Raw genomic sequence first — 14989 nt, forward strand, 5'->3', positions numbered from 1 at the left:
TCCCGAGTGGTCCCTGTGCCGGAACTTGTCGTGACGCCGCGGTGGCCGGGGGTTTGCCGTCGGCGACCTCGGGAAGCCCGCACCGTGACGGACATGTCAGACACGGTGGCCACCCGCCCCAGTCCGGCCGGAACGGACGCCGGTTCCGAACTGGAACAGGCGCTCTTCGAGGTCAAGCGGGTGATCGTCGGGCAGGACAGGCTCGTGGAGCGGCTCTTCACCGCGCTGCTGGCCGACGGGCACTGCCTGCTGGAGGGCGTACCCGGGGTGGCGAAGACTCTCGCCGCGCAGACCCTGGCGGTGGCGGTCGGTGGCCGGTTCTCGCGGATCCAGTTCACTCCGGACCTGGTGCCGTCGGACATCGTCGGCACCCGGATCTACCGGGCCTCGGCGGAGAGCTTCGACGTGGAACTGGGCCCGGTGATGGCGAACCTGGTCCTCGCCGACGAGATCAACCGGGCACCGGCGAAGGTGCAGTCGGCGCTGCTGGAGGCGATGGCCGAGCGGCAGGTCTCGATCGGCGGGCGCAGTTATCCGGTACCGGAGCCGTTCCTGGTGCTGGCCACCCAGAACCCGATCGAGTCCGAGGGGGTCTACCAGCTTCCCGAGGCACAACGCGACCGCTTCCTGCTCAAGATCCTGGTCGACTACCCGAGCGACGCCGACGAACTGGCCATCCTCTACCGGATGAGCGCGGAGCGGCCCACCGCACGGGCGGTACTCGACCCGCAGCGGCTGCGCGCCCTCCAGGACCGCGCCGCCCGGGTCTTCGTGCACCACGCCCTGGCCGAGTACGTGGTGCGGCTGATCCTGGCCACCCGGGACCCGGCCCGGTTCGGGGTGCCGGAGGTGGCGCCACTGCTCGCCTACGGGGCGAGTCCCCGGGCCACCCTCGGGCTGGTCGCCGCCGCCCGCGCCCAGGCACTGCTGCGGGGCCGCGACTACGTGCTGCCGGACGACGTACGCGACCTCGCCTCCGACGTGATCGCGCACCGGCTGGTGCTCTCCTTCGACGCGGTCGCCGACGGCGTTCCCGCCGAGGCCGTGGTACGCCGGCTGGTCGAGGCGGTCCCGCCGCCCCGGATCGCGCCGAGCCGCGAGGAAGCGCGCCGCAACCTGGCGGTCGCGTGAGCCGGCCCAGCGCCCCCGGACCGAACCGAGTCGTGCCGGGCGAGCCGAACCGAGTCGTCCCGGGCGAGCCGAACGGCGCCGTGCCGGGCGAGCCGAGCCGGTTCGGCGGTGGGCCGACGCTGCGGCAGCTCGCTCCCGAGCACCGGCTGCGCCGGCTGGAACTGCTTGTCACCCGCCGGCTCGACGGGCTGCTGCACGGCCAGCACCTCGGCCTGCTCCCGGGGCCCGGCAGCGAGTTCACCGGCGCCCGCGAATACCGGCCCGGCGAGGACGAGGTACGCCGGATGGACTGGGCGGTCACCGCCCGGACCACGCTGCCGCACGTCCGCGAGGTGGACGCCGACCGGGAACTGACCACCTGGCTGCTCGTCGACTCGACCCCCAGCATGGACTTCGGCACCGCCGAGCTGGACAAGCGGGAACTCGCGGTGGCCGCGACGGCGGCGGTCGGCTTCCTCACCGCCGGGACCGGCAACCGGCTCGGCGCGCACCTGCTCGACGGCACCGGGATCCGCCGCCTGCCGGCCCGGACCGGCCGCACCCACCTGCTGGGCCTGCTCAACCTGCTGCTCACCGCGCCCCGGCGGGACACCATCGGCCCGGCCCCGTCGCTCGCCGACGCGGTGACCACGCTGCACCGGGCCGCCCGGGGCCGGGGCCTGGCGGTGCTGGTCTCCGACTTCCTCGACGGGCTGCCGGACAGCGAGGGCGGTACGCCGGACTGGGAGCCGGCAGTCCGCCGGCTCGGCGTACGCCACCAGGTGCTCGCGGTCGAGGTGGTCGACCCGCGCGAACTGGAGCTGCCGGACGTCGGGCTGATCACGCTGGTGGACCCGGAGACGGGCCGGCGGCGCGAGGTCGGCACGGCGGACCGGCGGCTCCGCGAGCGGTACGCCGCCGCAGCCGCCGGCCAGCGCGAACTGGTCCGGCAGGCGTTGCGCCGCTCGGGTGCCGCGCACCTGCCGCTGCGTACCGACCGGGACTGGGTCGCGGACGTCGTCCGGCACGTACACACCCAGCGGCGGCTGGCCGGCGCGGCCCGCCCACCGGCGGCAGCGGTACGGGGAGGGGCGGTATGAGCTGGCAGTCTCCGGAGCGGCTGCTGTTGCTGCTCGGCGTGGTCGGACTCGGCATCTGGTACCTGCTGCTGCAACGCCGCCGCAGCCGGTACGCCGTCCGCTTCACGAACCTGCGGCTGCTGGACCGGGTCGCACCGGACCGGCCGTCATGGCGCCGGCACCTGCCGGCCGGACTCTTCCTGGCGATGCTGGCGCTGCTCGTCGTCGGCTTCGCCAGGCCCGAGGCGGAAGTACGGGTGCCCCGGGAACGGGCCACCGTGATGCTCGCGGTGGACGTCTCCACCTCGATGCTCGCCACCGACGTCGAACCGGACCGGCTGGCGGCGGCGAAGTCGGCGGCGCACCGGTTCGCCGAGACGCTGCCGGACGAGTTCAACGTCGGGCTGGTCGCCTTCGCCGGCAGCGCGGCGGTACTCGTGCCACCCGGCACCGACCGGTCGGCGCTGCACACCGGGATCAGGCGGCTCGCCGAGGGCAGTACCGGGGTGCAGGGCACCGCCATCGGGGAGGCGATCGGCACCTCGCTGGAGGCGATCCGGACCTTCGACTCGCAGGCCGCGAAGCACCCGCCACCGGCCCGGATCGTGCTGCTCTCCGACGGGGCGAACACGTCCGGCCGCGACCCGATGGCCGCCGCCGACGAGGCGGTGCAGGTCGGCGTACCCGTGCACACCATCTCGTTCGGCACCGCCTCCGGTTACGTGGCCCGGGGTGGGCGGCCGATCCGGGTGCCGGTGGACGGCCAGACCCTGCGGGCGGTCGCCGAGCAGACCAAGGGCGGCTACCACGAGGCCGGCACCAGCGCGGAGCTGCGCGCCGTCTACGAGGACATCGGCACCTCGGTCGGCTACCGCACCGAGAAGCAGGACATCTCGGCCCGGTTCATCGGCATCGGGCTGCTGTTCGCACTGGCGGCGGCGGGCGGCTCGATGGCCTGGTTCTCCCGGCTGCCGTAGGCCGGACCGCCTCCGGCACGACCGGCCATGCCCCGATCCGACGAGTGGACTGACGAGGAGTGAGCTATGGCAACGCAGACCGGGCTCGGCGAACCCCGCGGCCCATGGTTCATCTCACCGCAACTCGAACCGGACGGGCGCCGGCTTCCGGACGTACCCGAGGCGGGGGTGGTCGACCGGGCTGCCCGGCGGCGTCGCGCGCTGCTCGCCGCGCTCGCGGTGGTCGCGCTCTCGGTCGGCTCCGGCGGCCTGGCCGGCGGCTGGGTGGCCAGCCAGGCGCCCCCGGGAGAGCGGGGCAGTGCGGCGCAGGCCGCAATACCGGCCGACCTGGTGGCCGCCGCGGCCCAGGTGGTGCCCGGCGTCGTATCGGTGACGGTGGCCGGCGACGGCAAGTCGGCCAGCGGCTCCGGGTTCGCCATCGACGACATGCAGCATGTCGTCACCAACGACCACATCGTGGCCCGGGGCGGCGGCGGGGAGCCCGACGCGGCGGTGATGGTGGAGACCTCGGACGGCCGGCAGTTCCCGGCCCGGCTGGTCGGCCGGGACTCCGGCAGCGACATCGCGGTGCTCCGGGTGCCGCCGTCGGCCGGACTGACGGCGCTGCCGCTGGCCAGGCCGGGCGCCACCCGGGTCGGCGAACCGGTGCTCGCGGTCGGCTCCCCGCTGGGCCTGGCCGGCACGGTGACCGCCGGCATCGTCAGTGCGTTGGACCGTCAGGTGAAGCTGGGCGACAACCGGCACAGCGCGGTGCAGACCGACGCCTCCATCAACCCGGGTAACTCCGGCGGCCCACTCGTCAACGCCCGGGGCGAGGTGGTCGGGGTGAACACCGCGATCGCCACCATCGACGGCAGCGGCTCGATCGGGATCGGGTTCGCCATCCCGATCGAGCAGGTGCAGCAGACCGCGGACACCATCATCGGCAAGGGCGGCTGAGGGCCGTACGGTTGACGCCATGGCACCCCTGACCATCCGGCCCGGCCTCGTCATCCCGGAGGCGGAACTGAGCTGGCGGTTCTCCCGGTCCAGCGGCCCGGGTGGGCAGGGCGTGAACACCACCGACTCCCGGGCCGAACTCTCCTTCGACGTGGCGAACTCGACGGCGTTGCCGGAGCGGCTGCGGGCGCGGGCGCTGGACCGGTTGGCTGGCCGGCTCGTCGACGGCGTACTGACGATCTCGGCGTCGGAGCACCGCGCCCAGCTGCGCAACCGGGAGGCCGCACAGGCCCGGCTCGCCGCGCTGCTGGCCGACGCGGTCGCGCCGCCACCGCCGCCGAGGCGGGCGACGAAGCCGAGTCGCGGTGCCAAGGAGCGCCGGCTCGCCGAGAAGAAGCGCCGGGGCCAGCTCAAACAGTCGCGCCGCCGCGACGACGCGGACTGACCGGCGCACCGTCCGATGCCGTGCCGTCGCGGCGGTTCAGGAGGTCAGGGCGGTGAGGGCCAGGTCGACGTCGTGCTCGGACGAGTAGAGGTGGAACGAGGCACGGACCCGACCGGCCCGGACCGCCGCCCGGACCCCGGCCGCGGCCAGCTTCTCCGCCGCACCGGGTACGTCGACGGTGACGATCGCGCTGTCCCGGTGCGGCTGGCCGAGGCCGGCCAGGAACCGGTTGGCCAGCCCGACGTTGTGTTCCCGGACCGCCGGCAGGCCCACCTCGAGCAGGAGTTCCAGGGCCGGAGCGGCGCCCACGAAGCAGAACCAGGCCGGGGAGAGGTCGAACCGGCGGGCGTCGTCGGCCAGCCGTAACGGCGGTCCGTAGTAGGAGGCGTGCGGGTCGGACCCGGCGTACCAGTTGGCGGCCAGCGGGGTGAGCCGGTCCCGGACCCGGGGGCCGAGGAAGCCGAAGGCCGCCCCGCGCGGCGCCATCAGCCACTTGTAAGCCGCGACCGCCACCACGTCGGCCCGGCCCGCCTCGAACGGCAGCCAACCGCAGCCCTGGGTGGCGTCGACCACGGTCAGCGCGTCGTGCGCCTCGGCGGCGGCCAGGATCTCGTCGTACCGGGCGAGGCTGCCGTCCGCCGACTGCACCAGGCTGAAGGCGACCAGGTCGGTGTCGGCGTCGACCGACTCGGCGAGTCGCTCCGGCGGTACCGTCCGGACCCGGACACCCCGGTCGGTGTGCACCAGCCAGGGGAAGAGGTTGGAGGTGAACTCCACCTCGGGCACCAGTACGGTGGCGCCGGCCGGCAGTGCGGCGCCGACCGGGGCGAGCAGTTGGGAGACGGTCGCTCCGACGGTCACGTCTTCGACGGCTACTCCGACGAGCTTGGCGAAGGCGGCCCGGGACCGGGCGGTCGAGCCTTCCCAGCTCTCCCAGGAGATGCGCCCGGTCCGCCAGTCGGCGAGGGCGGCCTGCAGCGCCTCCCAGGCCGGCTCCGGTGGCAGGCCGTAGGTGGCGGTGTTCAGCCAGCCCGGCTCCGGTTTCCACAACTGCCGCGCCTGGTCGAGATCCACCCGACAAGCGTAGTACCGGCGTCCACCGGCTGTGTAACGACGATTACACCGCAGCGGTAGCAGTGGTATGGCAGTGGTGTTATCGTCGCTTACATGGATACGAGAACACGGATACTGCACGCCGCGGCGGCGTTGCTGGCCCGCTCCCCGGAGGCGGACGTCTCCACCCGGGCGGTCTGCGAGGCGGCCGGGGTGGGCGCACCCGTGCTCTACCGGCAGTTCGGGGACAAGGAGGGCCTGCTCGCCGCGGTGGTCGACTTCGGCTTCGAGCAGTACCTGGCCGGCAAGCGGGCGGCCGTCCCCTCCGGCGACCCGGTCCGCGACCTCCGGGACGGCTGGGACAACCACGTGGCCTTCGCGCTGGAGAACCCGAACTTCTACCGACTGATGTACTCGCCCGGCCTCTCCACCCCGCCGGCCGCCGCCGCCGAGGCGCACCACCTGCTGCTCGGTGTGCTGGAACGCTGCGCCGCCGCCGGACGGCTCCGGATCAGTCCACAGCTGGCGGCCCAGATGGTGATGCCGGCGAACGCCGGTGTCGCCCTGCTGCTGATCACCCGGCCCAGCCTCTACCCCGACGTCACCCAGGTGGCGACCCGGGTCCGCGAGGCGATCGTCGGCGCCATCGTCACCCCGGAGCCGACCGCCGGCCCGGAGCCGACCGCCGGCCCGGAACCGCCCGCCGGGCCGGGCGGCGGGGTCGCGGTGGCCGCCGCGAACCTCGGCGCGCTGCTGCGGGCGGCGCCGGACAGCCCGCTCTCGCCCGCCGAGACCGGCCTGCTGCTGGAGTGGCTGACCCGGCTCGCCGACCGAGCCGGCACCGAATGACCCGGCCCACCTGGACCGGCGCAGGAATGCCCGATACAGCAAGGAGATCGACTGTGTCCACCCCGAACAATCCAGACGTCCCCGCTACCCGGACCGACCGTACCGCTGTGGTCACCGGCGGCTCCCGCGGCATCGGCCGCCGGGTGGTCACCCGGCTCGCCGCGGACGGCTTCGCCGTGCTGGTCGGCTATGCCGGCAACCGGACCGAGGCCGAGGCCGCGGTCGGCGAGGTCGAGGCGGCCGGCGGCCGGGCGGTCGCGGTACGCGCCGACGTGGCCGACGAGCAGGCCGTCGGGGCACTCTTCGACACCGCCGAGCGGACCTTCGGCGGTGTCGACGCGGTCGTGCACGCCGCCGGCCGGATGCCGCTGGCGCCACTGGCCGAACTCGACCTGGCCGACCTGGACGACCTGCACCGGACCAACATCCGGGGCACCTTCGTCGTCGACCAGCAGGCGGTACGCCGGCTCCGCCCCGGCGGCGCGCTCGTCAACTTCTCCTCCTCGGTCGTCGGGCTCGCCTTTCCGAACTACAGCGCCTACGCGGCCAGCAAGGGTGCGGTCGAGGCGATGACGATGGTGCTGGCCCGGGAGATGCGCGGCCGGGACGTCACCGTCAACGCCGTCGCGCCCGGACCGACCGCCACCGACCTGTTCCTGCGGGCCAACGACGAGCAGCGGGTCGCCAAGCTCGCCGCGCAGCCCCCGCTGGAGCGGCTCGGCACTCCCGACGACATCGCCGAGGTGGTGGCCTTCCTGGTCAGCCCGGCCGGCCGCTGGGTCAACGGCCAGGTGCTGCGCGCCAACGGCGGAATCATCTGACACTCCGACCACCCGACTACTCCGACCGACGGCTGGCCGACCCGGTCGGCTGGCTGGCCGGCGGTGCGGATCGTCAGCCGGGTACGGCGACGGCCAGCGCGGCGATCAGCCGGGCCCGCAGCGGCGCGGCCCGCTCGGCGAAACCGCGCTGGGCGGCGGCGTACTCGGCCCGGCCCGCCGGGGTCTCCACCCGGACCGGCGGGTAGCCGAGCGCGGCCAGGTCGTACGGGCTGGCCCGCATGTCCAGGGCGCGGATCTCCCGGGCCAGCGCGAACGCGTCGGCGACCAGTTCACTCGGCACCAGCGGGGAGAGCTTGTACGCCCACTTGTAGAGATCCATGTTCGCGTGCAGGCAGCCCGGCTGCTCGTTGTCGTGCTGCGCCTGGCGGCTCGGGGCGAGCAGGTTCAGCGGCCGGGCCGGCGGGGTGAAGAACCGGTACGCGTCGAAGTGGCTGCACCGGATCCGGTTCTCCTCCACCACCCGGGCGGTCTGCTCGGGGTCCAGCCGCAGCGGCCAGGCGTCGTGCCGTACCTCCGCCTGGGTCTGCCGGTAGACCATCGCCCACTCGTGCATCCCGAAGCAGCCGAACTGGCCGGGCCGCTGCGCGGTACGGCTCAGCAGGGTGCGGATCCAGTCGACCGAGTCGCCCCGGCGCCGGCGTACCGCCTCGGTGTCGAGGGTGAGGCCGCCGTCCCCGGCCCGGTAGTCGCGGCCGAACTCGGTCGGGTCGGCGTCCCGGAGCAGCACGCCGGCCCCCGGATGCCAGCGGCGCAGCTGGGCCGGCCGGTGCGAGTAGTAGGTGAAGAGGAAGTCCTCCACCGGGTGCCGGGCGCCGGTGCCGCGCCGGGCGAGGTGCGGCGCCAGCCACTCGTCCACCCGCCGCTCGTGGGCCGCCCGCCGTCGCCGCCACCGCGCCGGGTCGAGCACGACGGTACGGGCGAGCGCGGCGGTCACCGCTCCAGGGTACGGCGCCGCCTAGTGCGGCACGTCGACGCTGACCCCGGCGGAGAAGACGGCGCTGCGCAGCTCGATCCGGGTCGGTTCGGCCGCACCCGTCGAGGCGAAGACCAGTGGCGTGATCATGCGCTGGCCGGCCGGTACGGGCTCGGCGAACGGGTCCCTGCCGGCGTTGGCGACCTGTGTCGCCGGCAGGTCGGCGCCGACCCAGTCCCCGCTGGGCAGGTACGCCCGCTGCAGTGTGCCGTGCCACTGCTGGCTCTTGTCGGTCAGGTTGCGTACCCCGAGGATCGCCTGGCAGCCACCGGGAGCCGGCGGGCAGACCAGCCGGTAGACGGTGAACTCGAAGGCGCTCTCCCGCAGCCCCGTACCGAGCGGTCCGGCCACGGTCTTGCCGATCCACGCCCCGCTGGACGGTTGCCGGTCGCCGTTGATCGCGCTGACCTGGCTCGACCCGGTCCACGCGGTGAGACCGGCCAGGGCCACCGCCAGCAGGGCGGCGAAGCCGACCGCCGCCCACGCGGGTGGCCTCGGACGCCTGCGTGGCGGCCGGTAGGTGGCCGCCGGATGCGGGGCGGGACGGGCCCGGCCGACGACCGGGGCGAGGTCCTCGGCGGTCGGTTCCGGTGGTTCGGGTACGACCTCCCCGGCCGGCTCCTCGTCGCCGTCCGGCACGGGCGTGCGCGGCGGTATCGGTGCCCGGCCCACGTACCGGGCTCCGCCGGCGATGCCGACCAGACCGCCCGGTTCGTGGCCGCCCTGCTCCGGTCCGCCCGGCTCCGGTCCGCCCGGCTCGGTCGTCCCGTCAGCTCTGGTCGTGGGTTCGTCGGCACCGGCCAGTCCGCCGTCCCGGAGCAGCCGGCCGTCGTCGAGTACCCCGTCGTCGGCCGGTCGGCGCTGCTCCGGGTGGGGACCGGCACCGGCCCCGCCCAGCGGAGCGCCGGTGCCGGGTGCCGGGGCGGACTGCTCGGCCGCGCCGCCGATCCGCGGGTGGCCGGTGGCCCGCCGTACGCTCTCCGGGACCGGGATCTTGTGGTCCCCGCGTACCCGCGCCCTGGCCCGGGCGATCGGGCTGCCCGACCTGCGGACCCGTCGGGCCGCCCCGGCGGCCTGTTTCTCGGTGGCCCGCCGCTCCGCCGCCAGGCGTTTCGCCTCCCGTTTCGCGGCCCGGCGGTCGACCCGGTCGACGGGTGCGGCGTCGACCTGGCCGGCGGCCCGCCGTCGGCGCAACCGCCACCACCAGAGCGCACCGCCGGCCGCGACGAGCAGCAGCAGCGCGGCGACCGCGGTGGCCGGCAGGCCGCCCCGGCGCCACCAGGGCGGCGAGGCGGCCGCCTGCGCCTGGGTCGGCTCGTCCGGAGCGGCGGCGGCCGCCCGGGCCCGGTTCCAGGTCGCTGTCGCGCAGTCGTACGGCATGTTGCCACCCGCGACGAAGGCACAGGCCGGAGCGGTGACGTCGACCTCGCGCGCCGGGGGTACCAGGGTGGTGTGCAGCAGGGCGCTGCTGCGGGCGCCGAGCTGCACCTGCCAGACCACCTCGGTGCCGAGCTGTCCGGGTATGGTGCCGGGCGGGCTGGCCAGGCCGCCCTGGCTGATCAGCGCCGGGGTGGCCCCCGCCGGCAGCTCCTGCCGGACGGTCGTCTTCACCATGCCGTCGGTGCCGTTGCGCACCCGGATGTCGTAGCGGGGTGCCGGATCGCCGGACGTAGCCATCGCGAGGGTGATCAGCGGGGCGGTCGGCCGGACCGGGGCGGCGGCCCTGGGCTGGGCGGGGGTCTCGGCCGCCTGGGCCGGGGCGCCGGGCGCCGTACCGGTCAGCAGGCAAGCCGCGATCACCGCCCCCACCGCACGTAGTCGGATCGATGCAGGCATCACGAAGTCTCCTCCCGCCCAGACGCTAAGCCGGACGGGTGGCCGGCCGGCCGGGAAGGATCGAAGCTCCGCCGGTGGCCCCGCCGCTCGGGTAGGGTGCCGACCCGCCGTATGCGCCAGCGGTGCCCGCTGGCTGTGGGGATAGATTGGCACCGTGCGTATCGCTCGTTTCGCTCATGCAAAGGGAATGTCGTTCGGCGTGGTCGAGGGTGACCCGGAGGCCGGTCCCGAGGGCCTGACGGTGGCCGAGATCGAGGGCCATCCGTTCGGTGAGATCCGGTTCACCACCGCGCGCTGGGCGCTGGCGGACGTCCGGCTGCTCTCGCCGATCCTGCCCAGCAAGGTGGTGTGTGTCGGACGCAACTACGCCGAGCACGCCACCGAACTCGGCAACGACGTCCCGGCCGAGCCGTTGCTCTTCCTCAAGCCGTCGACCTCGGTGATCGGTCCCCGGGACGCGATCCGGCTGCCGGCCCAGTCCAAGCAGGTCGAGCACGAGGCCGAGCTGGCCGTGGTGATCGGGCCGCCCGGTGCCCGTCGGGCCGACCGGGCCGCCGCTGCCCGCGCGGTCTTCGGCTACACCTGCGCCAACGACGTCACCGCGCGGGACCTGCAGCGTTCGGACGGCCAGTGGACCCGCGCCAAGGGCTTCGACTCGTTCTGCCCGCTCGGGCCGTGGATCTCGACCGGCCTCGACGTCGGCGACGTCGAGGTTCGCTGCGAGGTGGGTCGCGGTGCCGACGAGATGGAGGTACGCCAGCTCGGCCGGACCAAGGACATGGTCTTCGACGTTCCGACCCTGGTGTCCTATATCTCGCACGTGATGACGCTGCTGCCCGGCGACGTGGTGCTGACCGGCACCCCGGCGGGGGTTAGTCCGATCGTCGACGGGGATACCGTCACCGTCCGCGTCGGCGGCATCGGCGAGCTGTCGAACCCGGTGGTGGCCCTCGACTGAGGGCACGACGGCCGGATGGCGGTGGGACCGTCGCCCGGCACCGACCCGATTTGGTCTCCACTGCCGGGTCCGGTAAAGTTCGCTTTCGGTGCGGCAAGCACCGATGGGGTATGGGGTAATTGGCAGCCCGACTGATTCTGGTTCAGTTAGTCTAGGTTCGAGTCCTGGTACCCCAGCCACCGAAGCCCGAAAGGGCGCCGGTAGCTGGTCTCTGATAGAGTTCAGCAGCGTTGATCGCAAGGTCAACAACGGAAAGTCCTGGCCCCGTCGTCTAGCGGCCTAGGACGCCGCCCTCTCAAGGCGGTAGCGCCGGTTCGAATCCGGTCGGGGCTACGATCGACGGCCCGTGTCACTCCGGTGGCGCGGGCCGTTCTCGTCCTCACGCCACCCGGACCCGTGCCCGTGCCAGCCAGGAGCCTTCGCCGCCCGGCTCGGGTGCGCCGGGGTCGGTCCCCGATGTCGAGCATCGCACACCACCCGCGAGCGGGCACCCGAAACCGCTGACCACGTCCGGCGAAAGCTGGAGGTGCCGACGTGCCGACGTGCCGACGTGCCGGACGTGCCGGAGGTGCCGACGTGCCGGAGGTGCCGGAGGTGCCGACGTGCCGGAGGTACCGACGTGCCGGACGTGCCGGAGGTGCCGACATCCCGGCGTGCCGGACGTGGCGACCAGCTGGGTGGTTGGCCTGGGGCCGCTGGCACACGGATCGGCCCGTCCAGCCCGGGCAGGGATGGTTCGACGCGCAGACTGTAGAGCTGGGTGCGCGAATGGGGCGCGACAATTCCAGCATTACGCCGGTCAGCCCGGCGTCCGTTCCGCAAGCTCCGCACGTCGTTCCCGAACTCTCCGGACGCCGTCCCTGAACCTGCGCGGTGAGTGGGCGCACAGGCGGGGCAGCTCGACAGTCTGCCGACGAGAGGTGTCCGGCCGACTGGGCGGCGAGTCTGCGGTGCGGTGGGCGAGTCTGCGGTCCGGCGGTGGGCGGCCGAGTCGGCGGTCTGCGGTCCGGCGGCGGTCAAGGCGAGCGGGCGGTCCGACGGCGTGTGGCCATGTACTGGTCCGCCGCCGTGGTCTAGAGGCCGCTCAGGCGCTGGCCGGCCCGGACCACAGCCATCGCGTGCCGGTCGCCGGGGCGCCGGCCGAGCCGCTCGATCGGTCCGGAGATGCTGATCGCGGCGATCACCCGACCGGTCCGGTCCCGGATCGGCGAGGAGACGCTCGCCACCCCGGCCTCCCGTTCGGCGACGCTCTGCGCCCAACCCCGGCGGCGTACCTCGGCCAGGGTGCGGCCGGTGAACTTGCAGCGGGGCAGCAGTGGCATGACCGCCTCCGGCGGCTCCCAGGCCAGCAGGATCTGCGCGGCGGAACCGGCGGTCATCGGCAGCACCGAGCCGACCGGTACGGTGTCGCGCAGCCCGCTGGCCCGCTCGGCGGCGGCCACGCAGATCCGCTCGTCGGCCCGGCGCAGATAGAGTTGGGCACTCTCGCCGGTGGCGTCCCGGAGCGCCGATAGCAGTGGCTCGGCCGCGGTCAGCAGCACGTCGGGGGCGGCGTTCGCCAGCTCGCCCAGGCGCGGCCCGGGGCGCCAGCGTCCCTGGGTGTCCCGGACCAGCATTCGATGGATCTCCAGGGCCTGGGCCAACCGGTGTGCGGTGGCCCGGGGCAGCTTGGTGCGATCGACGAGTTCGGCCAGGCTGGCGCCGTCGACGCAGGCGGCCAGGATGACCACCGCCTTGTCGAGAACGCCGACACCGCTCATACTGTGTCCCACAAGCCGAAACCTACCTCCCAGAATTTAGGATGTCCAGATGGTGGGAGTCACTCCGGAGCCGTCCTCGCCCAGGACCCTGGCCGAGAAGGTCTGGGATGCTCACGTGGTGCGATCCGCTGACGGTGAGCCGGATCTGCTCTATATCGACCTGCACCTGCTGCACGAGGTGACCAGCCCGCAGGCCTTCGACGGGCTGCGGCTGGCGAACCGGAAGGTCCGCCGGCCCGACCTCACGCTCGCGACCGAGGACCACAACACCCCGACCGGCTACGACGACCCGTCGTTCCGGTCCAGGCGCGGTGACCTGCTCACCATCGCCGACCCGACCTCACGGACCCAGATCGAGACGCTGCGCCGCAACTGCGCCGAGTTCGGCCTCCGGCTGCATCCGCTCGGTGACGACAACCAGGGCATCGTGCACGTGATCGGGCCGCAGCTCGGGCTGACCCAGCCGGGGCTGACCATCGTGTGCGGTGACTCACACACCGCCACCCACGGCGCCTTCGGCGCGCTGGCCTTCGGGATCGGGACCAGCGAGGTCGAGCACGTCCTCGCCACCCAGACCCTGCCGCAGAACCGCCCGAAGACCATGGCCGTGACCGTGACCGGCGAGCTGGGACCGGGGGTCACCGCCAAGGACCTGGTGCTGGCGCTGATCGCCCAGGTCGGCACCGGCGGCGGGCGCGGTCACATCGTGGAGTACCGGGGCGAGGCGATCAGCCGGCTCTCCATGGAGGGCCGGATGACCATCGCCAACATGTCGATCGAGTGGGGCGCCAAGGCCGGGATGATCGCACCGGACGAGACCACCTTCGCCTATCTGAAGGGGCGCCCGAACGCCCCGCAGGGCGCCGACTGGGACGCCGCCGTCGAGTACTGGCGGACCCTGCCGACCGACGAGGGCGCGACGTTCGACAGCGAGGTGGTGCTGGACGCCAGCCGGATCAGCCCGTTCGTCACCTGGGGCACCAACCCCGGCCAGGGCACCGCGCTGGACGCCGCCGTTCCGGATCCGGAGGAGTTCGTCACCGACGCCGAACAGACCGCCGCCCGGCGCGCGCTGGAGTACATGGACCTCAAGCCGGGGACCCGGCTCCGGGACGTACCGGTGGACGTTGTCTTCGTCGGCTCCTGCACCAACGGCCGGCTGGAGGACCTCCGGGCCGCCGCCGACGTGTTGCGCGGGCACCGGGTCGCCGACGGGGTACGGATGCTCGTCGTACCCGGTTCGGCGGCGGTCCGCGAGGCGGCCGAGCAGGAGGGGCTGGACAAGGTCTTCACCGCGGCCGGCGCCGAGTGGCGGTTCGCCGGCTGCTCGATGTGCCTGGGCATGAACCCCGACACCCTCAAGCCGGGCCAGCGCTCGGCCTCGACCTCCAACCGTAACTTCGAGGGCCGGCAGGGCCGGGGCGGGCGTACCCACCTGGTCTCGCCACCGGTCGCCGCCGCCACCGCCGTGGTGGGCCGGCTGGCCGCGCCGGCCGATCTGTGAAGGGGCTGACCTGAGATGGACAAGTTCACCGTGCACACCGGTACGGCGGTCCCGCTGCGCCGGTCCAACGTGGATACCGATCAGATCATCCCCGCCGTGTACCTCAAGCGGGTGACCCGGACCGGCTTCGCCGACGGCCTCTTCAGTGCCTGGCGGGAGGATCCGACATTCGTTCTCAACGATTCCTCATATTCCGGGGCATCGATTCTCGTCGCCGGCCCCGAGTTCGGCACCGGCTCCTCCCGCGAGCACGCCGTGTGGGCGTTGCGCGACTGGGGGTTCAAGTCCGTCATCGCCCCCCGCTTCGGGGACATCTTCCGGGGGAACGCGCTCAAGGAAGGGCTCCTGCCGGTCGAGCTTGAATTGAAGGCTGTCGAGGCTTTGTGGGAGTTGGTCGAGTCCGACCCGACGGCCCGGATCACGGTCGACCTGACCGCCCGGGAGGTCCGGGCCGGCGAGGACACCTGGTCCTTCCCGATGGACGACTTCAGCCGGTGGCGGCTGATGGAGGGTTTGGACGACATTGGACTCACCCTCCGGCACGAGGCGGACATCGCGGCGTACGAGGCCCGGCGATCCTCCTTCCGGCCCGTGGTGGCATAGGCCGAACCGCCGACCGCACAGTCGTTTTCGCCCCCGCCGGTACACCCGGCGGGGGCGAATC

14 protein-coding genes and 2 tRNA genes are annotated in these 14989 nt (G+C 73.6%); 12 read left to right on the top strand and 4 right to left on the bottom strand.

Translation table 11 applies throughout. From position 1 onward, the window contains the following. Nucleotides 1-84 precede the first annotated feature (84 nt). The 5 genes from ACN28A_RS22705 to arfB all read left to right on the top strand — a co-directional run bounded on the left by ACN28A_RS22705 (nt 85) and on the right by arfB (nt 4550). Nucleotides 85-1131, top strand: coding sequence for an AAA family ATPase (locus tag ACN28A_RS22705; protein ID WP_421397779.1), 1047 nt, complete (start codon nt 85-87; stop codon nt 1129-1131). Nucleotides 1132-1211: 80 nt separating this feature from the next. Further along, nucleotides 1212-2210: a DUF58 domain-containing protein gene (locus ACN28A_RS22710; protein ID WP_421404583.1), complete on the top strand. Its 999-nt coding sequence runs from the start codon at nt 1212-1214 to the stop codon at nt 2208-2210. Beyond that, nucleotides 2207-3166, top strand: a complete 960-nt coding sequence (locus tag ACN28A_RS22715) for a VWA domain-containing protein (protein ID WP_421397782.1) — start codon at nt 2207-2209, stop codon at nt 3164-3166. Before ACN28A_RS22710 ends, ACN28A_RS22715 begins: the two co-directional genes overlap by 4 nt. Nucleotides 3167-3232: 66 nt before the next feature. Then, a complete protein-coding gene (locus ACN28A_RS22720; protein WP_421397785.1) occupies nt 3233-4105 on the top strand; it encodes a S1C family serine protease in 873 nt (290 codons plus the stop codon). 19 nt (nt 4106-4124) lie between these two features. After that, entirely contained in the window at nt 4125-4550 is a 426-nt protein-coding gene (gene arfB / locus ACN28A_RS22725; RefSeq protein ID WP_421397788.1) for an alternative ribosome rescue aminoacyl-tRNA hydrolase ArfB, read from the top strand. 36 nt (nt 4551-4586) lie between these two features. Here arfB and ACN28A_RS22730 read toward each other — a convergent pair whose 3' ends face one another. After that, nucleotides 4587-5624 (bottom strand): aminotransferase class V-fold PLP-dependent enzyme, encoded by a 1038-nt coding sequence (locus ACN28A_RS22730; RefSeq protein ID WP_421397791.1) that lies wholly within the window; start codon nt 5622-5624, stop codon nt 4587-4589. A 93-nt stretch (nt 5625-5717) separates the two neighbouring features. On the opposite strand from ACN28A_RS22730, the gene ACN28A_RS22735 reads away from it, so the two are divergent. Next, a complete protein-coding gene (locus tag ACN28A_RS22735) occupies nt 5718-6452 on the top strand; it encodes a TetR/AcrR family transcriptional regulator (RefSeq protein ID WP_421397794.1) in 735 nt (244 codons plus the stop codon). 53 nt (nt 6453-6505) lie between these two features. Beyond that, nucleotides 6506-7273 (top strand): SDR family oxidoreductase, encoded by a 768-nt coding sequence (locus ACN28A_RS22740; protein WP_421397796.1) that lies wholly within the window; start codon nt 6506-6508, stop codon nt 7271-7273. Between the two features lie 73 nt (nt 7274-7346). Here the strand turns inward: ACN28A_RS22740 and ACN28A_RS22745 are convergent, their stop codons facing one another. Both ACN28A_RS22745 and ACN28A_RS22750 read right to left on the bottom strand, forming a co-directional pair. After that, a complete protein-coding gene (locus ACN28A_RS22745; protein WP_421397799.1) occupies nt 7347-8228 on the bottom strand; it encodes a 3-methyladenine DNA glycosylase in 882 nt (293 codons plus the stop codon). Nucleotides 8229-8249: 21 nt separating this feature from the next. Beyond that, a complete protein-coding gene (locus ACN28A_RS22750; protein WP_421397801.1) occupies nt 8250-10103 on the bottom strand; it encodes a hypothetical protein in 1854 nt (617 codons plus the stop codon). A 154-nt stretch (nt 10104-10257) separates the two neighbouring features. Here ACN28A_RS22750 and ACN28A_RS22755 point away from each other — a divergent pair, with 154 nt between their 5' ends. From ACN28A_RS22755 to ACN28A_RS22765, 3 genes are all read left to right on the top strand, one after another. Then, the gene (locus ACN28A_RS22755) at nt 10258-11061 is read left to right on the top strand and encodes a fumarylacetoacetate hydrolase family protein (RefSeq protein WP_421397804.1); all 804 of its coding nucleotides are present in this window, start codon (nt 10258-10260) and stop codon (nt 11059-11061) included. A 104-nt stretch (nt 11062-11165) separates the two neighbouring features. Further along, nucleotides 11166-11240: transfer RNA gene (locus ACN28A_RS22760), tRNA-Gln, on the top strand. Between the two features lie 81 nt (nt 11241-11321). Further along, a tRNA-Glu gene (locus tag ACN28A_RS22765) sits at nt 11322-11394 on the top strand. 740 nt (nt 11395-12134) lie between these two features. Here ACN28A_RS22765 and ACN28A_RS22770 read toward each other — a convergent pair. Beyond that, nucleotides 12135-12821, bottom strand: coding sequence for an IclR family transcriptional regulator (locus ACN28A_RS22770; protein ID WP_101370253.1), 687 nt, complete (start codon nt 12819-12821; stop codon nt 12135-12137). Nucleotides 12822-12870: 49 nt separating this feature from the next. On the opposite strand from ACN28A_RS22770, the gene leuC reads away from it, so the two are divergent. Together leuC and leuD are read left to right on the top strand one after the other, a co-directional pair. After that, the gene (gene leuC / locus ACN28A_RS22775; RefSeq protein WP_421397807.1) at nt 12871-14325 is read left to right on the top strand and encodes a 3-isopropylmalate dehydratase large subunit; all 1455 of its coding nucleotides are present in this window, start codon (nt 12871-12873) and stop codon (nt 14323-14325) included. Nucleotides 14326-14340: 15 nt separating this feature from the next. Then, entirely contained in the window at nt 14341-14928 is a 588-nt protein-coding gene (gene leuD / locus ACN28A_RS22780; RefSeq protein WP_421397810.1) for a 3-isopropylmalate dehydratase small subunit, read from the top strand. Nucleotides 14929-14989 lie beyond the last annotated feature (61 nt).

It is taken from the genome of Plantactinospora sp. WMMB782, from assembly GCF_049179135.1.
In the GTDB taxonomy this organism is placed as follows: Bacteria; Actinomycetota; Actinomycetes; order Mycobacteriales; family Micromonosporaceae; genus Plantactinospora.